At 61.4% G+C, this 22,353-nt stretch carries 28 protein-coding genes; 13 read left to right on the forward strand and 15 right to left on the reverse strand.

Annotated features, from left to right (window positions below; all coding sequences use genetic code 11):
• The first annotated feature begins 119 nt into the window (after positions 1-119).
• Positions 120-1,223 (forward strand): NAD(P)/FAD-dependent oxidoreductase, encoded by a 1,104-nt coding sequence (locus BLW80_RS05575; protein WP_093757123.1) that lies wholly within the window; start codon positions 120-122, stop codon positions 1,221-1,223.
• A gap of 168 nt (positions 1,224-1,391) precedes the next feature.
• Here the strand turns inward: BLW80_RS05575 and BLW80_RS05580 are convergent, their stop codons facing one another.
• Positions 1,392-1,577 (reverse strand): YdcH family protein, encoded by a 186-nt coding sequence (locus BLW80_RS05580; protein ID WP_068728781.1) that lies wholly within the window; start codon positions 1,575-1,577, stop codon positions 1,392-1,394.
• A gap of 249 nt (positions 1,578-1,826) precedes the next feature.
• Between BLW80_RS05580 and BLW80_RS05585 the strand changes: the two genes are divergently transcribed.
• Both BLW80_RS05585 and BLW80_RS05590 read left to right on the forward strand, forming a co-directional pair.
• On the forward strand, positions 1,827-2,033 hold the full coding sequence (locus BLW80_RS05585; RefSeq protein WP_068728782.1) for a YdcH family protein: 207 nt from the start codon (positions 1,827-1,829) through the stop codon (positions 2,031-2,033).
• Positions 2,034-2,457: 424 nt separating this feature from the next.
• Positions 2,458-2,709, forward strand: a complete 252-nt coding sequence (locus BLW80_RS05590; protein ID WP_089265896.1) for a hypothetical protein — start codon at positions 2,458-2,460, stop codon at positions 2,707-2,709.
• 26 nt (positions 2,710-2,735) lie between these two features.
• On the opposite strand, the gene BLW80_RS05595 is transcribed toward BLW80_RS05590, so the two are convergent.
• A complete protein-coding gene (locus BLW80_RS05595; protein WP_349633087.1) occupies positions 2,736-3,104 on the reverse strand; it encodes a hypothetical protein in 369 nt (122 codons plus the stop codon).
• Between BLW80_RS05595 and BLW80_RS30205 the strand changes: the two genes are divergently transcribed.
• From BLW80_RS30205 to BLW80_RS05605, 3 genes are read left to right on the forward strand one after another with little or no spacing between them, the layout of a single operon-like run.
• Positions 3,103-3,282 carry a hypothetical protein gene (locus BLW80_RS30205; protein ID WP_170849526.1) on the forward strand — a complete coding sequence of 60 codons (180 nt, stop codon included), beginning with the start codon at positions 3,103-3,105 and terminating at the stop codon, positions 3,280-3,282. The genes BLW80_RS05595 and BLW80_RS30205 overlap by 2 nt on opposite strands.
• Positions 3,279-3,767, forward strand: a complete 489-nt coding sequence (gene purE, locus BLW80_RS05600; RefSeq protein WP_068728790.1) for a 5-(carboxyamino)imidazole ribonucleotide mutase — start codon at positions 3,279-3,281, stop codon at positions 3,765-3,767. The genes BLW80_RS30205 and purE overlap by 4 nt, the downstream gene beginning before the upstream one ends.
• 8 nt (positions 3,768-3,775) lie before the next feature.
• Positions 3,776-4,861, forward strand: a complete 1,086-nt coding sequence (locus BLW80_RS05605; RefSeq protein ID WP_283805472.1) for a 5-(carboxyamino)imidazole ribonucleotide synthase — start codon at positions 3,776-3,778, stop codon at positions 4,859-4,861.
• A 26-nt stretch (positions 4,862-4,887) separates the two neighbouring features.
• On the opposite strand, the gene aqpZ is transcribed toward BLW80_RS05605, so the two are convergent.
• Positions 4,888-5,610 (reverse strand): aquaporin Z, encoded by a 723-nt coding sequence (aqpZ, locus tag BLW80_RS05610; protein WP_093757126.1) that lies wholly within the window; start codon positions 5,608-5,610, stop codon positions 4,888-4,890.
• A gap of 283 nt (positions 5,611-5,893) precedes the next feature.
• Here aqpZ and rpsU point away from each other — a divergent pair, with 283 nt between their 5' ends.
• Positions 5,894-6,196, forward strand: coding sequence for a 30S ribosomal protein S21 (gene rpsU / locus BLW80_RS05615; RefSeq protein ID WP_089265892.1), 303 nt, complete (start codon positions 5,894-5,896; stop codon positions 6,194-6,196).
• 170 nt (positions 6,197-6,366) lie between these two features.
• Positions 6,367-7,026 (forward strand): tetratricopeptide repeat protein, encoded by a 660-nt coding sequence (locus BLW80_RS05620; protein ID WP_244527964.1) that lies wholly within the window; start codon positions 6,367-6,369, stop codon positions 7,024-7,026.
• Positions 7,027-7,111: 85 nt separating this feature from the next.
• On the opposite strand, the gene BLW80_RS05625 is transcribed toward BLW80_RS05620, so the two are convergent.
• From BLW80_RS05625 to BLW80_RS05635, 3 genes are all read right to left on the reverse strand, one after another.
• Positions 7,112-7,951, reverse strand: coding sequence for a hypothetical protein (locus BLW80_RS05625; RefSeq protein ID WP_349633088.1), 840 nt, complete (start codon positions 7,949-7,951; stop codon positions 7,112-7,114).
• A gap of 162 nt (positions 7,952-8,113) precedes the next feature.
• Positions 8,114-8,401 carry a cupin domain-containing protein gene (locus BLW80_RS05630; protein WP_068730343.1) on the reverse strand — a complete coding sequence of 96 codons (288 nt, stop codon included), beginning with the start codon at positions 8,399-8,401 and terminating at the stop codon, positions 8,114-8,116.
• A gap of 20 nt (positions 8,402-8,421) precedes the next feature.
• A complete protein-coding gene (locus tag BLW80_RS05635) occupies positions 8,422-9,522 on the reverse strand; it encodes a calcium:cation antiporter (protein WP_089266242.1) in 1,101 nt (366 codons plus the stop codon).
• Between the two features lie 172 nt (positions 9,523-9,694).
• Between BLW80_RS05635 and BLW80_RS05640 the strand changes: the two genes are divergently transcribed.
• Complete coding sequence (locus BLW80_RS05640; RefSeq protein WP_093757127.1) at positions 9,695-10,087, forward strand: VOC family protein; 393 nt, start codon at positions 9,695-9,697, stop codon at positions 10,085-10,087.
• A gap of 63 nt (positions 10,088-10,150) precedes the next feature.
• On the opposite strand, the gene BLW80_RS05645 is transcribed toward BLW80_RS05640, so the two are convergent.
• The 9 genes from BLW80_RS05645 to BLW80_RS05685 form a co-directional block, all read right to left on the reverse strand.
• Positions 10,151-11,554: an NAD(P)(+) transhydrogenase (Re/Si-specific) subunit beta gene (locus tag BLW80_RS05645; protein ID WP_093757128.1), complete on the reverse strand. Its 1,404-nt coding sequence runs from the start codon at positions 11,552-11,554 to the stop codon at positions 10,151-10,153.
• A 10-nt stretch (positions 11,555-11,564) separates the two neighbouring features.
• Entirely contained in the window at positions 11,565-11,879 is a 315-nt protein-coding gene (locus BLW80_RS05650; RefSeq protein WP_089265888.1) for a proton-translocating transhydrogenase family protein, read from the reverse strand.
• Between the two features lie 11 nt (positions 11,880-11,890).
• On the reverse strand, positions 11,891-13,021 hold the full coding sequence (locus BLW80_RS05655) for a Re/Si-specific NAD(P)(+) transhydrogenase subunit alpha (RefSeq protein WP_093757129.1): 1,131 nt from the start codon (positions 13,019-13,021) through the stop codon (positions 11,891-11,893).
• A gap of 82 nt (positions 13,022-13,103) precedes the next feature.
• The gene (locus BLW80_RS05660; RefSeq protein ID WP_089265886.1) at positions 13,104-13,256 is read right to left on the reverse strand and encodes an aa3-type cytochrome c oxidase subunit IV; all 153 of its coding nucleotides are present in this window, start codon (positions 13,254-13,256) and stop codon (positions 13,104-13,106) included.
• Positions 13,257-13,375: 119 nt separating this feature from the next.
• Positions 13,376-13,759: a type II toxin-antitoxin system death-on-curing family toxin gene (locus tag BLW80_RS05665; protein ID WP_089265885.1), complete on the reverse strand. Its 384-nt coding sequence runs from the start codon at positions 13,757-13,759 to the stop codon at positions 13,376-13,378.
• Positions 13,756-14,019: an AbrB/MazE/SpoVT family DNA-binding domain-containing protein gene (locus BLW80_RS05670; protein ID WP_244527965.1), complete on the reverse strand. Its 264-nt coding sequence runs from the start codon at positions 14,017-14,019 to the stop codon at positions 13,756-13,758. Before BLW80_RS05670 ends, BLW80_RS05665 begins: the two co-directional genes overlap by 4 nt.
• Positions 14,020-14,099: 80 nt before the next feature.
• Entirely contained in the window at positions 14,100-16,010 is a 1,911-nt protein-coding gene (locus BLW80_RS05675) for a M3 family oligoendopeptidase (protein WP_093757130.1), read from the reverse strand.
• Between the two features lie 25 nt (positions 16,011-16,035).
• Positions 16,036-16,473 carry a hypothetical protein gene (locus BLW80_RS05680; protein ID WP_093757131.1) on the reverse strand — a complete coding sequence of 146 codons (438 nt, stop codon included), beginning with the start codon at positions 16,471-16,473 and terminating at the stop codon, positions 16,036-16,038.
• A complete protein-coding gene (locus BLW80_RS05685) occupies positions 16,470-16,799 on the reverse strand; it encodes a helix-turn-helix domain-containing protein (protein ID WP_089265882.1) in 330 nt (109 codons plus the stop codon). Before BLW80_RS05685 ends, BLW80_RS05680 begins: the two co-directional genes overlap by 4 nt.
• 110 nt (positions 16,800-16,909) lie before the next feature.
• On the opposite strand from BLW80_RS05685, the gene BLW80_RS05690 reads away from it, so the two are divergent.
• From BLW80_RS05690 to BLW80_RS05705, 4 genes are all read left to right on the forward strand, one after another.
• Positions 16,910-17,251 carry a hypothetical protein gene (locus BLW80_RS05690; RefSeq protein ID WP_093757132.1) on the forward strand — a complete coding sequence of 114 codons (342 nt, stop codon included), beginning with the start codon at positions 16,910-16,912 and terminating at the stop codon, positions 17,249-17,251.
• A gap of 137 nt (positions 17,252-17,388) precedes the next feature.
• Positions 17,389-18,042: a TerC family protein gene (locus tag BLW80_RS05695; RefSeq protein WP_093757133.1), complete on the forward strand. Its 654-nt coding sequence runs from the start codon at positions 17,389-17,391 to the stop codon at positions 18,040-18,042.
• 62 nt (positions 18,043-18,104) lie between these two features.
• Complete coding sequence (locus BLW80_RS05700) at positions 18,105-19,607, forward strand: sigma-54-dependent transcriptional regulator (protein ID WP_093757134.1); 1,503 nt, start codon at positions 18,105-18,107, stop codon at positions 19,605-19,607.
• A 314-nt stretch (positions 19,608-19,921) separates the two neighbouring features.
• Complete coding sequence (locus tag BLW80_RS05705; protein ID WP_093757135.1) at positions 19,922-22,111, forward strand: L,D-transpeptidase family protein; 2,190 nt, start codon at positions 19,922-19,924, stop codon at positions 22,109-22,111.
• Positions 22,112-22,353: the final 242 nt, after the last annotated feature.

Below are 22,353 nucleotides of genomic sequence, written 5' to 3' on the forward strand. Positions count from 1 at the left end.
ACCTGCAGAATGCGGCGAAATTTGGTGGTAATTAGCTGTGATGCTTAATGTTTTACTAATGCGCCACATGCGCAAGGTCGAACCGCAGCTGACCGGCGCAGCAAACTATCGGACGCGACATGGACAAGGTTGAATGCGTGGTGGTGGGCGCCGGCGTCGTGGGTCTTGCGATCGCCCGGCGACTGGCGGAAGCGGGACGCGAGGTCATCGTGCTGGAGGCCGCGGACGCGATCGGTACCGTGACCTCGTCGCGCAACAGCGAGGTCATCCATGCCGGCATCTATTATCCGGCCGGAAGCCTGATGGCACGGCTCTGCGTCGCTGGAAAACAGGCGCTCTATGATTATTGCCTCGATCGCGGCATCCCACATCGCAACTCCGGGAAACTGATCGTTGCCACACGTCCGGAGGAGATCGCCAAACTGGCGTCGATCAAAGCGCATGCCGAAGCCAATGGCGTCGCTGACCTCAAGCAATTATCCGGGACAGAGGCACGGGCGCTGGAGCCGGCATTGGCTTGCGAAGCCGCGCTGTTGTCCCCCTCCACCGGGATCGTCGACAGCCACAGCTACATGTTGTCGCTGCGCGGTGAAGCGGAAGCCGCCGGCGCGGCCTTCGCATTCCTCGCTCCCCTGGAACGTGGCCGGGTCACCGCCGACGGTTTCGAACTGGATGTCGGCGGCGAAGCTCCGATGACACTAGCCTGCGACATGCTGATCAATTCCGCAGGCCTGTCCGCAACCGCGATCGCCCGCATGCTCGACGGCATGCCGCTCGACCTGATACCGCCCGCTTATCTGGCGAAAGGCTGTTATTTCAGCTGCAATGCGAAAGCACCGTTCTCGCGGCTGATCTATCCCGTGCCGGAACCGGGCGGCCTCGGGGTGCATCTGACGCTCGATCTGGCCGGCCAGGCGCGTTTCGGCCCTGACGTCGAGTGGGTGGATCACATCGACTACACGGTCGATCCGGCACGCGGAGAGAGGTTCTATCCGGCTATCAGGCGCTACTGGCCGAGTCTGCCGGACGGCGCATTGATGCCAAGCTATTCAGGAATGCGGCCGAAGATCGTGCCGCCCGCAGTCGCGGTGCAGGATTTCATGATCCAGGGTGCCCAGACCCATGGCGTGCCGGGCCTTATCAACCTGTTCGGAATCGAGTCACCGGGGCTGACATCATCGCTGGCCATCGCGGACTACGTGGCTGAGATGGCGGGACATTGAACGCGAAAGGTTGCAGGCGAAGCGATCCAGGCCAACCGAATACTGGAGCTTCGTCGCAAACCTATCGCGGGATGAGGGGAAGACGTCATCGCACCTACGCGAAAGCAGTGACGTAGACGGCGATGTCGATGCTGTGATTTATCGTTCGCTGATCAGTGCAGCCGTTGATCAGTGCACCGTTTCGCTGGCCCCGTTTTTGAGACGCTGGATTTCGTCCCTGACCATCAGTTTTCGACGCTTGAGTTCGACGATGCGGAGATCGTCGGTAGACAGGTGCACGAGCGCTTCGTGCAATTCGCTTTCGAGAACTTTGTGCTTGCGTTCCAGTTCGACGAGATGCGCCTGTAGTGCCATTCGAAAACTCCTCGGTAGGATTGAACCTCAGGATACGTTCGGTTGGACGATGAATTCTACATGACAGTGGACATCTGTCGATGGGTATTGAAAAGTGTATTTTGAGTTTCAGGTATCGTGTGAAACGAATCGTGACCTGATCGCGCCGCAAAAACATGGAACCGGACGGCTTGCGTGGTGCGCCTGCACCGGCGATAGTCATCCTAGAAATTCCTCGCAAATGACTTGCGAATCCAGTCAGCTAGAAACATGAACGACGACGAAGATCGCGAACTCCCGTTAGAACTCGCCCGATTGCAGCAGGAACATCGCGACCTCGACGCCGCTATCGATGCCTTGCAACATTCACCGGCACCCGATCTTTTGCGACTGCAACGGTTGAAGAAGAGGAAGCTTCAGCTGAAAGACCGGATCTCCTTTATCGAAGACCAGATCACCCCGGATATTATTGCCTGAGACAACGCGTCGCGCTGTGGCTGTGGGTTGAAGAACGGTCAGGACTGCGAACTCAACGCGCGATGATCGATGGATCGGCTTTCTTTAACTCGCGGTGAATGCAGCAGGCTGGGCGTTGAACTCGCCCGTCGTCAAAACCTTGCTTCGCGACGGCCGCCGCTCTTTTCGCGCGGCATCGTAGGCACGACAGCCAGACTTAATTCTGGCAGCATCGCATTGTGGCGCGGTGAAAACTGCTGGGCTCCGCGAATTGATCGCCATGGCGCTCGCGCTAGCCGACGTGACGCTCGCAACGCGCAAGCCAGCTACTGCGGCCTAACAGGAGCGGAATGGGGCGACTGCAAACGAGGCGCTGTCGAAACTTGACAATAAGAACAAAATAAGAACACTCTTGTGCCGAGATCAATCGACTCGTGAGGGCACCATGGCCGATATCACCTATTATGTCGCACTGCCCTTCCTACACGACGACTCTGGTTCGCCGGCCGCCGGTGCCGCCGAGGAATGTCAGAGCGCATCCGGCGCCATCCGCCGCGCCGAACTATTGTCCCGTGCGCCAGGTTCGATCGGCGCACTGGCCTTCAGCCGTACCGGCGATCCGATGATCGGCGAGTTCGGCGACGCCCAGGTGATCCGCGCCTTTGGCGAAGTGCCAAACGACCTCAGCGCGCTGTAAGGGCGCCAACGCCGACAATCGACTAACTACACTTTCGCGCGTCGCGCGGTCTTGCGCACATACATCGCCCTGTCGGCCTGAACCAACGCGGCTTCGCCATCGACATCGGGACCCAGCAGTGCGACGCCTGCAGAGGCGCCAGCCGACACGTTGATGTCGCGGAAGACGAAAGTGAGCTGGTCGATCGCCACGGCGCGGGTCAGCTCGCGGGCAAATCCACGGCGGTTGAGAATGTCGAGCAGGAAATCGGTTTCCGCCGAAGCGCGCACTTCGGCAATCTTCGCCTCCGCCTGTGTGAGTTGCGCTTCCAGCCGCCGAATCGTGAGCGCTGCCGCCGACGCGCGGCTTTTCGGCAGCGACACCAACGCCTTGGAACCCCGAACTGCCGGCTTCATGGAACGTTTGACCGACTTTGCAGCAGGCGTTCGGGTTTTCTTTTGCATGGGATTTGTTACAAGGCTTGCCAGTCTTCACCAAGACGAGATCATGTTTGCCACGCTCCTTGCCACGCAAGGGGACGACATTGTATTTCCAGCCTATCTTTCTGGATTCGCGAAAGAAAATACGGAATGACCGCGCCCGTCGCCATTATTATGGGAAGCCAGTCGGACTGGGAAACCATGCGCCACGCCGCCGAAACGCTGACTGCGCTCGGCGTGTCCCATGAGGCGCGCATCGTCTCGGCCCACCGCACGCCGGACCGGCTGGTCGCATTCGCCAAGGGCGCCAAGGCAGCGGGCTTCCAGATCATCATCGCCGGTGCCGGCGGCGCTGCACATTTGCCCGGCATGGCCGCGGCGTTGACGGAGCTCCCGGTGTTCGGCGTGCCCGTGGAATCCAAGGCGCTGTCCGGCGTCGACTCGCTTTATTCGATCGTACAGATGCCGGGCGGCGTGCCCGTCGGCACGCTGGCCATCGGCAAGCCCGGCGCGATCAATGCGGCACTGCTCGCAGCGAGCGTGCTGGCGCTGCACGACACGGCACTGGCGACAAAGCTCGCCGCCTGGCGCAAGGCGCAGACCGATGCTGTGGCTGAAAAGCCGGAAGGTGCGGCGTGAGCGCTGTGGTGACGAAGGTTCTCAAGCCGGGCGATACGATCGGCATTCTCGGTGGCGGCCAGCTCGGTCGCATGTTGGCGATGTCCGCAGCACGCCTCGGCCTCCGCTGTCAGGTTTTTTCACCGGATCCGGATTCGCCGGCTTTCGATGTGGTGCAGAACGCGACATGTGCTGAATATGCGGATGTCGAGGCGCTCGAACTGTTCGCCAGTGATTGCGACGTCATCACCTACGAATTCGAGAACGTGCCGGCCGCCACCGCGATGATCCTCGACGCGCGGCGCCCGGTTCTGCCCGCACAGACGATCCTGCAAACCACGCAGGATCGTCTGGCCGAGAAGGATTTTGTAACGTCACTGGGTATCGGCACGGCCGGTTACGCAGGCGTTGCGAACGCTGGCGAGCTACATGCAGCGGTCAAGAAGATCGGTCTGCCAGCTGTCATCAAGACGCGTCGCTTCGGTTATGACGGCAAGGGCCAGGCAATCATCCGCGAGGGTGACGATCTCGATCAGGTCTGGAAGGATCTCGGCACCAATTCCGCGATCCTTGAAGCCTTCGTGCCGTTCGAACGCGAGGTTTCGGTCATCGCTGCACGCGGCGCCGACGGTCACGTCGAATGTTTCGACGTCACCGAAAACGAGCACCGCGATCACATCCTGAAATTCTCCTATGCGCCCGCGCACATCTCTGACGCGCTTGCCGCGAAGGCACGCGAGATCGCCAAGAAGATCGGCACTGCGCTGGGCTATGTCGGCGTCTTTGCCGTCGAACTGTTTGTCGTGCCCGGTAAGGACAGCGCGACGCTTGTCGTGAACGAAATTGCGCCGCGCGTGCATAATTCCGGCCACTGGACGCTCGATGGCGCCTCAGTGTCGCAATTCGAACAGCACATCCGCGCCATCGCCGGCTGGCCGCTCGCCAAACCCGTCCGCCACGGCCAGGTCACCATGATCAACCTGATCGGCGACGACATTCTCGACTACGGCAAGTGGCTCACCGTCCCCGGCGCCACCGTGCATCTCTATGGCAAGGGCGCGCCGAAGCCCGGCCGCAAGATGGGCCACGTGGTTGAAGTGAAGCCGGCGACGTAACGGCGCCGGCTTCACCGCCTCATTCGTCAGGCGGTCGCCTTGCCTTCCACCACGCCAGTGGGCTCGTCACTCAGCCAGCGATAGATCGCACCGCCGAGAACACCGCCAACCAGCGGTGCCACCCAGAACAGCCACAACTGTTGCAGTGCCCAGCCGCCGACAAACAATGCCGGCCCGGTGCTGCGCGCCGGATTCACCGACGTGTTGGTGACTGGAATGCTGACGAGGTGGATCATCACCAGCGCAAGCCCGATTGCCAGCGGCGCGAAGCCCGCAGGGGCCTTGCCGTGTGTGGAGCCCATAATGATGAACAGGAACATCATGGTCATCACCACTTCCATGATGAAGCCCGCGACCATGCTGTATTTGCCGGGCGAATGATCGCCGTAGCCGTTCGACGCAAAGCCCTTGGCAAGGTCGAAACCGGCAGCGCCGCTGGCGATGACATACAACACGGCCGCACCTGCAACCGCACCGACGACCTGCGCAATCACATAAGGGAGGATCTGGCCGGCGGGGAAACGTCCACCCGCCGCAAGGCCCACGGTGACCGCAGGATTGAGATGGCAGCCCGAAACGTGGCCGATGGCATAGGCCATGGTCACGACGCTGAGGCCGAAGGCCAACGAGACGCCGACGAGACCGATACCGACCTGCGGAAATGCTGCCGCGATTACGGCACTGCCGCAGCCTGCAAATGTGAGCCAAAAGGTGCCGATCAGCTCGGCCGCGTATTTTTTCCCATTCATGATGCTCTCCGGTCGTAATCGGCGTCCCGGCTGAGTCGCCACGGGAATTATGCGTCCGTGCTCCAATACCTGTCGAGACAGGGAACCTGCCCTATCCCCACCCGGGAAAATTCGGAAAAAATACGTTATTTTCCCGGCCCCGAAGGTTAAAATGACGGCGCCGCAAGGTGGACATTCGCCATTTCATCTGGTACATCGGCGCCCTTGAGGTTAAGGGCATGGCCTTTGTCGGCCCTTCACTTTACCGAAATTCAAATCCGATCAATTGAAAAGAGGATGCCGCGTGCAGGTTCTCGTTCGCGATAATAACGTCGATCAGGCTCTCAAGGCGCTGAAGAAGAAGATGCAGCGCGAGGGTATTTTCCGCGAGATGAAGCTCCGCGGTCACTACGAGAAGCCCTCTGAGAAGAAGGCTCGCGAGAAGGCTGAGGCTGTGCGTCGCGCACGCAAGCTGGCTCGCAAGAAGCTGCAGCGCGAAGGCCTGCTGCCGATGAAGCCGAAGCCGGTGTTCGGCGCGGGTCCTGGTGCCGATCGTGGCGGCCGTCCCGGCGCTGGCGGCGCGGGCGCTCCGCGTCCGGCGCGCTAAGCGCACTTCATCCACCGAGTTTGATAACGCGGGCCAAAGCCCGCGTTATTTTTTTGCGCAGTTGCTTTTTGCGCGAACTACTTCTTTGGCGCGCTGGTCTTGATCGGGTGCATTTTGCCCGATGTCGCGCTACCAATAGGTCATTGGTCGCTGCGTGAGATTGGCCCTGCATGGAATGTCCCGTCCGCGAGTCCCCGTCCCGCTTCGGCGCCCGCGGCCTTACCGCGATTGCCCTTATCGTTACGGGTCTGTGCGGCACCGGATGCTCGTTCAACCTGTCGTCACTAACACCGGGGTCTGACAAGGACGAACCGAAGACCACGGCTCTGGCGCCCCCGCCGCCCGCGAATTCCGGCAAGACCAATCCGCAGGATGCACAGATCCACGCTGCACGCGCGCAGGCGCTCGCACAATCCGGCAAACCCGATGACGCGCTGCAGGCCTTCAATCAGGCACTCGACCTAGATCCGCACAGTGCGCAGACCTTCTACCAACGCGGGCTGCTCTATCAGTCCGAGAAGAAATATGAATTTGCCATCGCGGATTTTACGTCGGCCAACGGCCTGACGCCGCAGCAGGCCGATCCCCTGCTCGGCCGCGCGCAATGCTATCTCGCACTCGGCAAAAACCAGGAAGCCGCAGCGGATCTCGACGAGGCTTCGCAGGTGGCACCGGGCAATGCCCAGGTCTGGCTGACCCGCGGCGCGACCTATGAGAAGCTTGGCGACAGGGCCAAGGCCGCAGACTCCTATAGCCGCGCTGTCGCGCTGCGCCCGAAGGACGATGCAGCGCGGAGCGGCCTCGCCCGCATGGGTGGACGCGCGGGCTAGCTAAAGCTGGCAGGAGTCAGGCTGATACCAATACGACGTCGCCCTGCATGCGTGAGAGCGGAGCGCGGAAAATCCACCGTTTCCCTTACCGCTCGAACGGGCGCGGGATCACCGAATTGAACACCGACTTTGCCGCAGACAGCACATCTTCGGCCACGTTGGTGCGCTCAGATCGCGGTGTGCCAGCAGCATCCGCCTGCAGGTCCACCGGCTGCGGCGCCGGGATCTCGCCAGGCGGTCGCATGCGCCGCGCTTCGGAACGCTCAGACTGCGGCGAAGGCATAGGATCGAACTTCTCGACGCTTGGCGTCGCCACCACGATCGGCGGCGGCAGCTGCTGCATCGACGGAGGGGGAACAGTCCGTGCGGCTTCCTGCACCCGCGGCGCCTCCGGAGGGCGCGGGGGCTCAGGCGTACGAGCAGCTTCCTGGGGTCGCGGCTCGCTGCGGTTCAGGCGCTCGATGGCCGCACGGGCGAGATCGTTGGCGTCGCGGCGTTCATCCGCGCTGGCATTCGCCGCCGGCGCAGTGCCCACGGTGGCAAGGACGGGCGCAGGCGCGGCCGGAGCCGGCGCGGGTTTGACCGCTGCCTTCTCGCGCAATGCCGGCTGATGGCGGCGCGGCTCGGCTGTCGTGGCCGCCTCGGGCTTTTCGATGCTGGCCTTCTCGACCACCGGCTTGTCGCCGGCCTTGGCCGGGACCGATTCGGGCAGATTGGCGAGGTCGGCAGAATTCTCGGCGGGCTTGGCTGTCGCTGCCTTGGTGTCAGGCTTCGGCTCCGCAGGCGTCGATGCAACAGCCGCAGCGGGGCGATCCGGGCTCGCCTTCGGGATGATGTAGTGATTGACGATATAGGCACCCACGATCGTCGCCAGAATCGACGGCAAGATATCGATGGTGAACTTCGAGAGATACTTGTGCAGCATGGACCGGCCTCTTCCCCAAGCTGCTTCATGCTGGGAATTTGAGGCTGATTCAGGGATCAATCGCGACGGATCGAAGGCAAAGTTCCAATCCGTCGCATTGAATTGTTTCAGGTGGTCCTCAGCAGGCTAAACACAATGAACCGGCAGTGGAGGCAGACAAGGTTAAGCTTTCTTAACCTCGACCTCGAGAAACACGATTTCCTTGTCGGTTTCATTCAGAACGTCATGCTCGACGCCTGCCTTGCGGAAATAGGATTTGCCGGTCGTGATCGGCGCCTGCGAGCGGGTGCCGTCCGGCGCAACGATGGTCATCACGCTCGTGGTGATCGGAACGATCACATAGTCCATCCCATGGGTGTGGTGACCAGTCGCCGCGCCAGGCGCGAGCCGCCATTCGGTGACGCGAACTTCGGGCGTGTCCTGCTGAACGTCGGACTGGGCAGCGAGCATTGTCTCATTCTCCAAAGTGGTCACGGCACAAACACCATGAAGATGAATACCGCAAACACCACCAAATGGACCAGCCCGAACAGGATGTTCGTGCGCCCGGTGCCAAAGGTCAGCATGCTCAGCACGAACGTCATCACCAGCAGCACCATCTTCTGCGCACTGAGACCGAGCACCAGTTCCTTGTTTAACGCATAGGCCGCCACCGCAACCGCAGGTATCGTCAGTCCGATGGTGGCGAGCGATGAGCCGAGTGCGAGGTTGATGCTCTTCTGCAGATCGTTGCCACGCGCGGCAGAAATGGCGGCGACGCTTTCCGGCAGCAAGATCAGCAGCGCCACGAGGATACCGGCAAAGGCTTCCGGCGCGCCGATCCGTTCAATGCCGGCATCCACCACCAGCGAGAATTTCTTCGCCAGCAGCACCACCGCCAACAACGAGACCAGCAGCAAAACGGCGCTGACGGCCAGAAGACGGTTGGAAACATGCCCGCCTGCGGCACCTTCGCTACTTCCGTCTGCAACGAAGTAATCCTGATGTCGGATGGTCTGTGTGTAGAGAAACACCGCATAGAGCATGATGGTGGCGACGCTGACAAAAGCGAGCTGTGCGTTCGAATAGAAAGGTCCCGGAGTGGTCAGGGTGTAATTCGGCAAGATCAGCGTGATCGTCGCCATCACAATCAGCACACTGAGATAAATATTCGAGCCCGTGACCTGAAAATCCTGCTCTCGGTAACGCAACCCTCCGACAAGGATGCAGATGCCAACCAACCCGTTGCAAACGATCATCACCACCGCGAAGACAGTATCGCGCGCCAGCGTCGGAACGGCCTTGTCACCCAGCATGATGGAGGCGATCAGCGCCACCTCGATAATGGTCACGGCCAATGTCAGCAACAGCGTGCCGAACGGTTCGCCGATCTTGTGTGCGATGACTTCGGCATGATGCACGGCGGCGAACACCGTGCCGAACAGGATGACCAGCAGAACAACCGCGAACACAATGCCAGCAGTCGTCTCCGTGAATCCGATCCCGAGCGAAGGAATTGACGTCGCGATAAAAAGCAGAACGGCCAACGTGGGGAAAATCCAGGACGATCTGGGCATGGGATGTGCTGACATCAAGCAAGTGTCCTGATTGAAAACGGGTTCGGCAGCAAGCGACACGCCGCTATTGCAGACCCACAAAACCGATTGCGCGGCGGGATCATGCCGTCTCGCCAAACTGCATATGATGCGTATAGTTGCGTATCACCTGAAGGTGAGTTTGCAAGAAAGTGGGAGAGGAAGCGAGATGTTTTCACATGTCATGATCGGCACCAACGACCTCGAAGCCGCGAAGTCGTTTTATGACAAGCTGCTCGGCACGCTGGGCGTCCCGCCCGGCGCCGTCGATCGCCACCGGGTTTTCTGGCGGACCAAGACCGGTACTTTCTCGGTGTCGAAGCCGATCAATGGCGAGCCTGCTTGCGCTGCCAATGGCGGCACCATCGGCTTTCTCGCCAAATCGCAGGAAGAAGCCGATGCCTGGCACGCCGCCGGCATCGCCAATGGCGCCACCACCTGCGAAGAACCACCGGGCATCCGCGAAGGTGGCGTGAAGCTCTATCTCGCCTATCTCAGGGATCCCAACGGCAACAAGCTGTGCGCGCTATATCGCTTGCCGAAAGAGGACGTTGCGAGCTGACCCTTAAACAAAAAACGCCCGGCTTGTAGCCGGGCGTTTTGATGAAGGCCATCAGGGTGGGACTTACATCGCTTTGACGATGTTCTCCGTCACCTTCTTCGCGTCGCCGAGCAGCATCATGGTGTTGTCGCGATAGAACAGCGGGTTGTCGATGCCGGCATAGCCGGACGCCAGCGAGCGCTTGATGAACATCACGGTGCCGGCCTTCCACACCTGCAGCACCGGCATGCCGTAGATCGGCGAGGTCTTGTCGTCTTCCGCCGCCGGATTGGTGACGTCGTTGGCGCCGATAACGAAGGCGATGTCAGCCTGCGCGAATTCTGAATTGATGTCCTCGAGTTCGAACACCTCATCATAAGGCACGTTGGCTTCCGCCAGCAGCACGTTCATGTGGCCCGGCATACGGCCGGCCACCGGGTGAATGGCGTATTTCACCTCGACGCCTTCCTTCTTCAGCGTATCGGCCATCTCACGCAGCGCATGTTGCGCCTGCGCCACCGCCATGCCGTAGCCGGGCACGATGATGACCTTCTGCGCGTTCTTCATGATAAAGGCTGCGTCGTCCGCCGAGCCGAGCTTGGCCGGCTTCTGCTCACCCGAACCACCGCCGGCCGCCGCGGTCTCGCCGCCGAAGCCGCCGAGGATCACCGAGATGAACGAACGATTCATCGCGTGGCACATGATGTAGGACAGGATCGCGCCGGACGAGCCGACCAGCGCACCGGTGATGATCAGCGCGGAATTGCCCAGCGTAAATCCGATGCCCGCGGCTGCCCAGCCCGAATAGGAGTTCAGCATCGAGATCACGACCGGCATATCGGCGCCACCGATCGGGATGATCAGCAGCGCGCCGAGCACCAGCGCGATGACGGTGATGAGCCAGAAGTCGACCGCACTGCCCGAACGGACCAGACCGAAGATGAAGAACACCAACGCCAGGCCGAGCGCGATATTGATGATGTGACGCGCCGGCAGGATGATCGGCGAGCCGCTCATGCGGCCGGAGAGCTTGGCGAACGCGATCACCGAGCCGGTGAAGGTCAGCGCGCCGATGGCGACGCCGAGCGACATTTCGACGAGGCTGGCGCCGACGATCTTCTTGGTCACCGGATCGAGAATGCCGAAGGCTTCCGGCGCATAGAACGCGCCGGCGGCAACCAGCACCGCGGCCATGCCGACCAGCGAGTGGAAGGCCGCGACCAGTTCGGGCATCGAGGTCATCGGCACGCGCTTGGCGATGACCGCGCCGATGCCGCCACCGATGGCGATACCGAGGATCACCAGGACCCAGCCGAGCCCATCGGCCGGCGGATGCGCGGCCAGCGTGGTGCCCACGGCGATGACCATGCCGGCCATACCGAGGAAATTGCCTTGGCGGCTGGACGCCGGGCTGGACAGCCCGCGCAGCGACAGGATGAAGAGGATGCCCGCGACGAGATAGAGCAGTGCGGCGAGATTGGCGTTCATCGGGCTGCCCTTACTTCTTTTTCTTCTGGTACATCGCAAGCATGCGCTGCGTGACCAGGAAGCCGCCGAAAATATTGACGCATGCAAAAATCAGCGCGACGAAGCCGAAGCCGCGCGCCAAGGCGCCGCCACTGCCGACCATATTGACGCCGACCGCAAGCAGCGCGCCGACCACGATCACCGAGGAGATCGCGTTGGTCACCGACATCAGCGGCGTATGCAGCGCGGGCGTCACCGACCACACCACGAAATAGCCGACGAACACGGCAAGCACGAAGATCGAGAGCTGAAAGACGAACGGGCTGACCAGCGAGGCATGATCCATGGCAGCGCTCCTTAAGCGGTCTTCGGCAGGAAGTTCGGATGAATGACGGCGCCGTCCTTGGTCAAAGCCGTTGCCTTGACCAGTTCGTCGTCCCAGTTCACCGCGAGCGCCTTGGTCTCTTTGTTGACCAACGTTTCGATGAACGAGAACAGGTTGCGCGCATAGAGGCTCGACGCCGAGGCCGCGACGCGGCCGGCGACATTGGTATAACCAACGATCTTGATGCCGTTAACGTCAGCGACTTCGCCGGGCTTGGCACCTTCGACATTGCCACCGCGTTCGACAGCGAGGTCGACCAGCACCGAACCGGGCTTCATGGACGCCACCATCTCGGCGGTGACCAGGCGCGGTGCCGGACGACCCGGGATCAGCGCGGTGGTGATGATGATGTCCTGCTTCTTGATGTGCTCGGCAGTGAGCGTGGCCTGCTTGGCCTGATATTCCTTGGACATTTCCTTGGCGTAGCCGCCAGCAGTCTGCGCGTTCTTGAACTCGTCGTCTTCCACGGCCAGGAATTTCGCGCCAAGGCTTTCGACCTGTTCTTTCGTGGCCGGGCGCACATCCGTCGCGGTGACCACGGCGCCGAGGCGGCGCGCGGTCGCGATCGCCTGCAGGCCGGCAACGCCGACGCCCATCACGAATACCTTGGCGGCCGGAATGGTGCCGGCGGCTGTCATCATCATCGGAAAAGCGCGGCCGAAGCTTTCGGCGGCCTCGATGACGGCGCGGTAGCCGGCGAGATTGGCCTGGCTCGACAGCACGTCCATCACTTGCGCGCGGGTGATGCGCGGCATCAGCTCCATCGCGAAGGCCGACACGCCGGCATCCGCCATCGCCTTCAGCGCCGCGTCGTTGCCATACGGATCCATGATCGCGATCACCAGCGCACCGCGCTTGTAACCGGCGAGTTCGGACACCTCAGGACGCTTCACCTTGATGACGATGTCGGCATCTTTCACCGCATCGGCGCTGATGGTGGCGCCTACGGCCGTGTATTCCGAGTCCGGCAGACCGGATTTGATGCCGGCGCCAGGCTCAATCGCCACATCGACGCCGAGCGTCTTGAACTTCTTCACCGTGTCGGGCGAGATCGCCACACGCGGTTCGGACGGATCGATTTCCTTGGCAACGGCAATCTTCATGGGGCCTCCGGCGGCGCAAGGCACGCGCGTGAGCAAACAGGACAGGACGCCACCCGTGTCGGGCGGCGCAATCGGCGATAGATCAGGTGAGGAAGATGCCCATCAGGGCCACGATGGCGATGACGCCGATGGTGCCCCACTTCACCAGCATGAGAAAGCCCTCATAGGTCTGCTCATGCGCCGGATAGTCGTTGCCATCGGCCGTGGTGTAAGCGACTTCGCTGTGATCGGACATCAGAGTCTCCCGCCTCGAATTTCGTATGTTGCCACGGAATTAGCGCAATTGGATATGGAGAGCAACGGTTGCTGGCATACCACGGCAATCTTTGCATACCGCAGTGCATTAGGCGGGCATTATGCGGGCCAGTTATCGCGAATCCATCGGGTGAGACTCGCTTCGCTGACTTCGCCCGCCGCAACGGAAAGGATCATGGCCGTGGCGCTCTCGGGCGCGACAAGAAAATCGATCTCGTTCAGACCCAGAAAGACGATCATTGCACCAAAGGCGGCGCGCTTATTTCCATCGACAAAGGGATGATTGCGCGCGATGCCAAAGACATAAGCGGCTGCAAGCGCGGCGAGATCAGTCTCACCATACGCAAACTTGTTGACAGGCCGCCCCAACGCCGACTCAAGCATTCCCTGATCGCGAATGCCTTCAGGACCACCGAAAAGCGCCAGTTGCTCGGAGTGGAGATCGATGAGGATCTCCACATCGAGCCAAACCGGCTCACTCATTTTGCGAGTGCCTTGTAAGTGTCAGCGTAAGTGCTGAACGAACGCCGAGCGATTTCCATCGCCTTGGCGTGCTTCGGGTTGTACGGCGAGAGCTTGATCCCCCGCTCAGTCTGCTCGACGATATGAAGCTTGTCGCCCTCGCTCAACTTGAGGCGAGAGAGAATATCCTTCGACAAGATGAGGCCGAGAGAGTTGCCGATCTTCTTGATCTGAACAAACTCGCCCTCTGCTGTCGCGGATTTGCGAGGCATCTCATTCATGGCGAACACCCTAAACTTGGTTGAGAAATGCCAGAATACACCTTTTCAGATGCCCGTTCAACAAATGTTTTACGCCCACCCTACCCCATCGCTTCCAGCTCATCGATCATCCCTGAGATGACCGAGAGGCCGCCATCCCAGAACGCCGGGTCCTTGGCGTCGAGACCAAAGGGCTTCAGCAGTTCGGAATAGTGCTTGGTGCCGCCGGCGGCGAGCATAGCGAGATAGCGCTCTGCAAAACCTTCCTGGGCGTTCTCGTAGACCGCGTAGAGCGAGTTCACGAGGCAATCGCCGAAGGCATAGGCGTAGACGTAGAATGGCGAATGGATGAAGTGCGGGATGTACATCCAGAAGTTCTCGTAACCCGGTTTGACCTCGATCGCCGGCCCAAGGCTTTCAGTCTGCACACTGAGCCAAAGCTCGCCAAGCCGCTGCGCGGTGAGTTCGCCGTGGCGGCGCTCGGTGTGAACAGCGCGCTCAAATGAATAGAACGCGATCTGCCGCACCACCGTGTTGATCATGTCCTCGACCTTTCCCGCCAGCAGCGCCTGACGCTGCTTGGCGCTCTTGGTCTGCGACAGCAGCCGTTTGAAGGTCAGCATCTCGCCGAACACGCTGGCGGTTTCGGCCAGCGTCAACGGCGTCGGCGCCATCAGCGCACCGTTGCGGGCGGCGAGCACCTGATGCACGCCATGGCCGAGTTCGTGGGCGAGCGTCATCACGTCGCGCGGCTTGCCCTGATAGTTCATCAACACATAGGGATGCGCCGACGGCGTGGTCGGATGCGAGAACGCTCCAGGCGCCTTGCCCGGGCGCACCGGCGCATCGATCCAGCGATCGGTGAAGAAGCGCTTGGCGATATTGGCCATGTCGGGTGAAAACGCGCCATAGGCGGTCAGCACCATGTCCTGCGCGTCCGACCATGGAATAGTGCCGGTCGGTGCGAATGGCAGCGGCGCGTTGCGGTCCCAATGGGCGAGCTTCTTCTTGCCGAACCAGCGCGCCTTCAACTGATAATAGCGATGCGACAGCCGCGGATAGGCCGCGCGCACTGACGACACCAGTGCATCGACCACTTCGCGCTCGACGCGATTGTTGAGATGGCGAGAATCCGCAATGTCCTGGAAACCGCGCCAGCGGTCGGAGATTTCCTTGTCCTTGGCCAGAGTATTGGTGATCAGCGCGAAGGTGCGCTCATTGACCTTGAAGGTTTTCGCTAGCGCTTGCCCGGCCGCCTTGCGCTTGGCCGGCGCGCGGTCCTGCAGCATGGTCAACGTTGGCTCGATCGCCAACTCCTTGCCGCCGAGCTTGAAGCGAAGCCCCGCGATTGTCTGATCAAACAGGCGGTTGAAGGCGCCATAACCGGTCTGGGACTTTTCGTGAAACAGCTGCTCGACGCGGTCTTCGAGCTGATAGGGCTTGTCCTTGCGGCTGTCTTCGATCCACGGCCGGTAGTGGCCAAGCTCGGGCGTCTGCATCGCCTGCTCGATCACGGCATCGTCGACACGATTGAGTTCGAGGCCGAAGAAGAGGAGATGCACCGACGCCGCGGTGATGCGCTCGGAGACGTCGCCGTAGAATTTCGAAATCGCAGGATCGACGCTGTCGCCGGCATGGACGAGACCGGCATAGGAGCCGAGCCGGCCGGCGAGATCGTCAATCGCCTCATAACGGCGAACAGCGCCCGCGAGCCACACACCACCGCCGGGCTTAGCCGTCTCTTCCGCGAGCTTGCCCTTGTAATCGGCTTCGAATGCCGCGCATTCGGCATCAATCTTGTCGAGATCCCCGGCAATCTCCGGCGCGTCGATCGCCGTGTAGAGATCCGCAAGATTCCATTCCGGCAGCTTGCCCCCCGGCGATTTGGCCGATGATTTCGACGTCAGCTTGCTCACCGCTTTTTTGGCCGGAGCGGATTTGCGCGAAACAGTTTTGCGAGAAGCGGTCTTTCGAGCAGGCTTGGCAGTCCGGGCAGTCGCAGATTTCGTCATGAATACTTTCGGTTGGATGCAGCCGTCACACGAAAGCAGCGAGCTGCGGAGCGAAATGGACAAGCAGTTCTTCGCCCTCGGTCATCAAGGGCTCGATCTCGTCATGAAGCATATGGCGAATCGTACACCACACCATGACAATCCGTGCGACAAGCCACCATCGCGTCCCGCGCAGCGCAGTGCGGGCATGCGCCGCCACCAGTGGCAGGCTGCGATGCTCGAACAACAGGCGCCCGGTGCCGTCTTCGAGAATGTATCGGCCACCCACGCGCGATATGCACAATTCGCAGCCCTGCTCCGGCTGCGGTCCCAGCAGATAGAGCTGCGCATCGCCGTTCTCTGTGAGTCCAGTCTCCCATTCGCGGCCGCGATGCCCGAGATTGATTGTGTCGGCAAGCGTGGCGAGCTCGGTCTCGCTCCACGCGCCCAGCAGCGGTTTACGCTGAAATGCGATGACGTTCATTTGGGTGCTCCAAACAACAGCCGGTGCAATTCCGGCTCGTAATAGACCAGCAAATGTTTTGCGAAGGCGGCCGGCTCCAGACCGAGCTGAATGGCCCATGCTTCCATCGTTTCGGTGGGCACCCGACTGAAGCCGTTCTCAACCTGCGAGATGAACGTGTAATATTTGAGACCAAGTTTTGCGGCGAGATCGACCTGCGACAACCCGGCTTCCGCGCGTCGCGCCTTCAGCCAATCCCCAGCCTGTTTTCGCAACTGCCGAGCTTCCGGCAAGGCTTTGCCGCGCTGCACTCCAGCGAAATCCTCTTGATTTTCGCCACGTTTCATGATTACGAAACTATCCAGTATGAATTAAAGATCTGACGACTTCCTGTAGCACGACTATCGAGCTGCAAGAACGTTGCGGACGGGATGAAACGATACCCGACAGGACAACGATGGCCTTTACGGATCGCAACAGCATTGGCCGCAATTATGCGCCTCCTGCCCCTCACCGGGTCAAGGAGCTGTTTGCCGCAACCCTTTTGCTGGCGCTGACCGCGGCACTGGCCTTGCGCGCATTTGTCTCGCTCGATGCGCTGGCGCCGATGGTCGCCACCCTGCTATTCGCACTTGCAGCATTGATGGCCGGTGGCGCGCTGATTCCGCGGAACTTCGCGCGGCGCGCGACCTGGTTCGATGTCGCCGGCGTCCTGACCTTCATCGGGGTCGGCATCACCATTCTCATCGAGCCCGACCAGATGGTTCGGCTTGTCACCCTCTCGGATCAACCCGAGTAACGGATCGGATCAACCGCGGGATCAAACCCGCATGTTTTGCAAAGTACGACTTTTAACAAGCACGTCCTGGCCCGGGCCCCTCTGGCAGTTCACCCGAACTGTGATGTCGGACTGGACGTTCATACGGAGTGGCCCACATGACAGAGTTCTTCACCGCTGAAGCTATGACTGCACTTTTCCAGGTCGTGATGATCGATCTGGTTCTCGCCGGCGACAACGCTATCGTGATCGGCCTTGCGGCCGCCGGCCTTCCCAAGGAACAGCGCGGCAAGGCCATCCTGATCGGCATCATCGCCGCCACCATCCTGCGCATCGGCTTCGCCAGCATCACCGTTCAACTGCTGCAGATCATCGGTCTGCTTCTGGCCGGCGGCATCCTCTTACTGTGGGTGTGCTGGAAGATGTGGCGCGAATTGCGCGCCGGGCATGAGCACGATCTCAACGAGCTTGAGAACCAGCTTAATGCCGACGGCACGGCCAACGGCCCGCGCAAGACGCTCGGCCAGGCGATCTGGCAGATCACCGTCGCCGATGTGTCGATGTCGCTGGACAACGTCCTCGCGGTCGCTGGTGCTGCGCGTGAGCACCCGAGCATCCTGATCTTCGGCCTGGTGCTGTCGATCGCGCTGATGGGTCTCGCCGCCTCCTTCATCGCCAAGCTGCTGCAGAAGCACCGCTGGATCGCCTATGTCGGCCTCGCAATCATTCTCTATGTGGCGGGTGACATGATCTATCGCGGTGCCCGCGAAGTCTGGCCCTATGCGACGGCTTACCTCGCCCCGGTGTTATGAAAGCATTAAGGCTTTGATCGCCATGGTGGCTCAAATCGGGACATACCCGCTCTGGAGTTGCCATGGCCGAACGAATCCTCATCGCAGATGACGACGCCGTCCAGCGCCGCCTCCTCGAAAACATGGTGCAGCGCTGCGGCTATGAGGCCATCACGGTCGATAGCGGTGACGCTGCCATGGCCCGGCTGATTGATCCCGAAGCGGCCGCCATCGATGCGCTGGTCCTCGACCTGATGATGCCCGGCCTTGACGGCATGGGCGTGCTCGACAAGATCCGCGAGAGCGGCTTCAGTATCCCCGTCATCGTCCAGACCGCCCATGGCGGTATCGAGAATGTTGTGTCCGCCATGCGTGCCGGTGCGCACGACTTCGTCGTCAAACCTGTCGGCGTCGAACGTCTGCAGGTGAGCCTGCGCAATGCGCTCAATACCAGTGCGTTGAAAGGCGAATTGCAGCGCATCAGGCACAGCCGCGAAGGCAAGCTCACTTTTGCCGACATCGTCACCCGCAATGCCGGCATGGACGCCGTGCTGCGCACCGCACGCAAGGCGGCGACCTCCACGATCCCCGTGCTGATCGAAGGCGAGTCCGGCGTCGGCAAGGAATTGATCGCGCGCGCCATCCACGGCTCGGGCGAACGCAGCAGCAAGCCGTTCGTGGCCGTGAATTGCGGCGCCATTCCCGACAACCTCGTGGAGTCGATCCTATTCGGCCACGAGAAGGGCGCCTTTACCGGCGCCACCGACCGGCATCTCGGCAAATTTGTCGAGGCTCACGGCGGCACGCTGTTTCTCGACGAAGTCGGTGAGCTGCCGCTATCGGCACAAGTGAAGCTGCTGCGCGCGCTTCAGGAAGGTTCGGTCGAGGCCGTGGGCGGGCGCAAGCCGGTCAAGGTCGACGTCCGCATCATCTCGGCCACCAACCGCAAGCTCCTCGATCTCGTCAAAGCCGGGCAATTCCGCGAAGACCTGTTCTACCGCCTGCATGTGTTGCCGCTGACGGTGCCGCCGCTGCGGGCGCGCCGCGAGGACATTCCGTATCTGCTGCGGCATTTCCTGGCGCGTTTCTGCGCCGAGGAGAACAAACCGATTACCAGCATTGCCGGCGACGCTATGGCGATGCTCACGCAGCTCGACTGGCCGGGCAATATCCGGCAGCTGGAAAACGCCGTCTACCGCGCCGTAGTGATGAGCGAAGGCGATCAACTCGGACTGGCCGACTTCCCACAAACGACCGCGTACGCTCCATCGATCGTGGCATCGGCAGTCGCGCCGCTGATTGTAGACCCCGTCTTCCACACGATGGCGCCGACCATGGTACCGGGCATCGACGCAGCCCCGATATCGCTCGCCGCTGGAAGCCTGTCCATGCTGACAGCCGAGAACGAGGTAAGGGCACTGGAAGAGCTCGAATCCGAGATCATCCGCTTTGCCATTGCGCACTATCGCGGCCAGATGTCGGAAGTCGCACGGCGCCTCAAAATCGGCCGGTCGACGCTCTACCGCAAGCTCGATGAGGCAGCGGAGAGAGATTCATCGATTGCGGATTCCGCACCGTCGAACTGAACTTCTCGCCTCCCACGCGATTGAACATGTTGTTGCGATCGTTATGGAACTTGAACCGTTGCGGTCTGGTGACACACAAAGTCAAAAGCATCGGTGAAACCTCGGTATGCGTTGCAAACCGGGGAGGTTGAGGTCAGTTTGTTGTGACTTGTCCGACAAGCGCTAGCGCTTGTGCCGGGCGCGTGTATCGTCTGCACAGGAAGCGCTCTGAATCGGAGCGGGCAGGCAAAACAGCGCGACTGCTTCAACCGAAGCTGATGACGTCAGACTAGAACTGTTCCATGCCGGAACAGCTCACCTAACGAGGTGCGAGAATGCGAGACTATTCCAAGGGCCGCTCGGGATTCGACCGCGTGCTGATGGCCGTGGCCGCGACATTCCTGACGGTTTCCGCTGGCGCCGCAGCTGCTGCCCAGAGCGCAGCGCCCCGCGACAGTGTCTCCGAACTCGCCATCGATGCGGCGGTGCCGCGCCCGGAACCCGCCAACGTAGCCCCGCCGACCGCTGCCGACTTCAAGGCCGATGCACCAAAGGCCGAGACCACCGCGTCCGTGCCGGACGCGACCCGGACGTCCGAGAAAACCATCGGCTCGACCTCGACCGATACGCCAAAGGCAACCGAGGCCGCGCAAGCGCCTGCGGATGTGAAGCCGAGCGAGGCTGTAACCGCGCCCGCCGCTGCGACACCGCCGGCCGCGACTGCTGTGGCACCTCCTGCGCCCGCAGCCGAGCCGCCGAAGGATGTCGCCAAGGACATCGCCAAGCCCGCGACCACCGTTGCGTCCAGCGACCAGCCCGTCGCCGAGAAACTGCGCGATATGTTCGGCGCCAAGTCCACACGCTATTTCGACCGCAAGAGCGAGCGCGCCGCGGTCGAGAAGTTCTACACCGCACGTGACTTCGCACCGATCTGGACCCAGGGCGGCGCAGCCACCTCTGCCGCCAAGGGCGTCATTGCGCGCCTCAAGGACGCCGCTTCTGACGGCCTCGACGCCGCAGACTATCCGGTGCCGGATTTCACCACGGCGAATACGCCCGATGCGCTCGCCGAGGCGGAGCTGAAGCTCACCGCCAGCATGCTCGACTATGCCCGCCAGGCACAGAGCGGCCGCATGCACTGGTCGCAGGTGACTGGCGACATCATGTATCCGGAGCATCCGACAGATCCGGCGGAAGTGCTCGCCAATATCTCGACCGCGAAGAACGCTTCGGCAGCCCTCGACGCCTACAACCCGCCGCACAAGGGCTATCAGGAGCTGAAGAAGAAGCTCGCTGAACTGCGCGGCGAAACCGCAACGCCAGTACAGCCGATCGGCGAGGGCCCGGCTCTGCGTTTCGCCAAGGCCACGAAGAAAAATCCGAACCCGACCGTGATGGACGACCCGCGCGTGCCGTTGCTGCGCGCGCGCCTCAATGTCGAGAGTCCGGCCGAGACCAAATACGACGCTGCCGTCGCCGAAGCCGTTCGCAAGTATCAGGCAAGCAACGATCTGAAGGCCACCGGCGTGCTGGACGAGGCCACCGTGCGCGCGATGAACTCGCCGAAGCGCGACCGCCACATCGATACGGTGCTGGTCAACATGGAGCGTTGGCGCTGGCTGCCACGCCAGCTCGGCGCGTCCGCAGTCGGCAATGCCTATGTGATGCTGAACATCCCGGACTATACGCTGAAAGTGATGCAGAACGGCGCGCAGGTCTGGACCACACGCGTCGTCGTCGGCAAGCCGGGCAATCACGCTACGCCGCTGATGACCGAAACGATGAAGTACATCACGGTCAACCCGACCTGGAACGTGCCGCCGTCCATCATCTACAACGAATACCTGCCCGCTCTGCAGCAGGACCCGACGGTGCTTGACCGCATGGGCCTGAAGCTGACGCGCAATTCCGACGGCAGCATCCACATTGCGCAGCCCCCCGGTGAAGCCAACGCGCTGGGCCGCATCCGCTTCAACTTCCCGAACAAGTTCCTCGTCTATCAGCACGATACACCGGACAAGAACCTGTTCGGCCGCGACGAGCGCGCCTTCAGCCACGGCTGCATGCGCGTGCAGAATCCGGATCAATACGCCGCGACGCTGCTGAACATCACGATGCCGAACGAGCACTACACGCCGGAGAAGGTTCGCGGCATGTATGGCCGCAGCGAGATCGACCTGAAATTCCCGACGCCGATCCCGGTGAACATCACGTACCAGACCGCCTTCGTCGATGACGCTGGCAAGCTGCAGCTGCGCAAGGATATCTACGGACGCGACGCGCAGATGATGCAGTTGCTCCGCGGCGGCAAGAACAAGGATCTGGAACAGGTCGTTGCCCGGGCCCAGCCGAGCTATTCGCGCCCGCGCGCGGATATTCCGCAGGGCGTGGCCTTCAACGACAACGGCTCGCGCATGGCCAGCAACGGCGGCCTGTCCTTCTTCGAGCGCCTGTTTGGCGGCGGTGCCCCGGCACCACAGCCAGTTGCGCCCGGTCAGAAACCACGCCGGACGGTGACCCGCTAAGCGCGACGCCAGTCCTCAAAATTCGAAAGACTTATCAAGGGCTTCACCTTCCGGTGGAGCCCATTTTACGTTTCGCTCTTTATCCAGATTAACCATCGTCCATCTGGAACCCGGCAGCGGGCTATTTTTCGCCATACTCAATGGGTTAAGTTTAATGGCTGGCTGAAAAGCCCGCTTGGGGGGATGGGTTGTAAATCTCGGTTAACCCTCCCGTTTTAAGAGTACGTTCACTCTCTGTCGCC

It is taken from the genome of Tardiphaga sp. OK245 (genome assembly GCF_900108575.1).
Lineage (GTDB): Bacteria > Pseudomonadota > Alphaproteobacteria > Rhizobiales > Xanthobacteraceae > Tardiphaga > Tardiphaga robiniae.

Bases quoted from the DNA above. Each gene is read 5' to 3' on its own strand.
- BLW80_RS05575 (WP_093757123.1), top strand. From the start codon at position 120: ATGGACAAGGTTGAATGCGTGGTGGTGGGCGCCGGCGTCGTGGGTCTT.
- BLW80_RS05580 (WP_068728781.1), bottom strand. From the start codon at position 1,577: ATGGCACTACAGGCGCATCTCGTCGAACTGGAACGCAAGCACAAAGTT.
- BLW80_RS05585 (WP_068728782.1), top strand. From the start codon at position 1,827: ATGAACGACGACGAAGATCGCGAACTCCCGTTAGAACTCGCCCGATTG.
- BLW80_RS05590 (WP_089265896.1), top strand. From the start codon at position 2,458: ATGGCCGATATCACCTATTATGTCGCACTGCCCTTCCTACACGACGAC.
- BLW80_RS30205 (WP_170849526.1), top strand. From the start codon at position 3,103: ATGGAACGTTTGACCGACTTTGCAGCAGGCGTTCGGGTTTTCTTTTGC.
- BLW80_RS05595 (WP_349633087.1), bottom strand. From the start codon at position 3,104: ATGAAGCCGGCAGTTCGGGGTTCCAAGGCGTTGGTGTCGCTGCCGAAA.
- purE (WP_068728790.1), top strand. From the start codon at position 3,279: ATGACCGCGCCCGTCGCCATTATTATGGGAAGCCAGTCGGACTGGGAA.
- aqpZ (WP_093757126.1), bottom strand. From the start codon at position 5,610: ATGAATGGGAAAAAATACGCGGCCGAGCTGATCGGCACCTTTTGGCTC.
- BLW80_RS05620 (WP_244527964.1), top strand. From the start codon at position 6,367: ATGGAATGTCCCGTCCGCGAGTCCCCGTCCCGCTTCGGCGCCCGCGGC.
- BLW80_RS05625 (WP_349633088.1), bottom strand. From the start codon at position 7,951: ATGCTGCACAAGTATCTCTCGAAGTTCACCATCGATATCTTGCCGTCG.
- BLW80_RS05630 (WP_068730343.1), bottom strand. From the start codon at position 8,401: ATGCTCGCTGCCCAGTCCGACGTTCAGCAGGACACGCCCGAAGTTCGC.
- BLW80_RS05635 (WP_089266242.1), bottom strand. From the start codon at position 9,522: ATGTCAGCACATCCCATGCCCAGATCGTCCTGGATTTTCCCCACGTTG.
- BLW80_RS05640 (WP_093757127.1), top strand. From the start codon at position 9,695: ATGTTTTCACATGTCATGATCGGCACCAACGACCTCGAAGCCGCGAAG.
- BLW80_RS05645 (WP_093757128.1), bottom strand. From the start codon at position 11,554: ATGAACGCCAATCTCGCCGCACTGCTCTATCTCGTCGCGGGCATCCTC.
- BLW80_RS05650 (WP_089265888.1), bottom strand. From the start codon at position 11,879: ATGGATCATGCCTCGCTGGTCAGCCCGTTCGTCTTTCAGCTCTCGATC.
- BLW80_RS05655 (WP_093757129.1), bottom strand. From the start codon at position 13,021: ATGAAGATTGCCGTTGCCAAGGAAATCGATCCGTCCGAACCGCGTGTG.
- BLW80_RS05660 (WP_089265886.1), bottom strand. From the start codon at position 13,256: ATGTCCGATCACAGCGAAGTCGCTTACACCACGGCCGATGGCAACGAC.
- BLW80_RS05665 (WP_089265885.1), bottom strand. From the start codon at position 13,759: ATGAGTGAGCCGGTTTGGCTCGATGTGGAGATCCTCATCGATCTCCAC.
- BLW80_RS05670 (WP_244527965.1), bottom strand. From the start codon at position 14,019: ATGAATGAGATGCCTCGCAAATCCGCGACAGCAGAGGGCGAGTTTGTT.
- BLW80_RS05675 (WP_093757130.1), bottom strand. From the start codon at position 16,010: ATGACGAAATCTGCGACTGCCCGGACTGCCAAGCCTGCTCGAAAGACC.
- BLW80_RS05680 (WP_093757131.1), bottom strand. From the start codon at position 16,473: ATGAACGTCATCGCATTTCAGCGTAAACCGCTGCTGGGCGCGTGGAGC.
- BLW80_RS05685 (WP_089265882.1), bottom strand. From the start codon at position 16,799: ATGAAACGTGGCGAAAATCAAGAGGATTTCGCTGGAGTGCAGCGCGGC.
- BLW80_RS05690 (WP_093757132.1), top strand. From the start codon at position 16,910: ATGGCCTTTACGGATCGCAACAGCATTGGCCGCAATTATGCGCCTCCT.
- BLW80_RS05695 (WP_093757133.1), top strand. From the start codon at position 17,389: ATGACAGAGTTCTTCACCGCTGAAGCTATGACTGCACTTTTCCAGGTC.
- BLW80_RS05700 (WP_093757134.1), top strand. From the start codon at position 18,105: ATGGCCGAACGAATCCTCATCGCAGATGACGACGCCGTCCAGCGCCGC.
- BLW80_RS05705 (WP_093757135.1), top strand. From the start codon at position 19,922: ATGCGAGACTATTCCAAGGGCCGCTCGGGATTCGACCGCGTGCTGATG.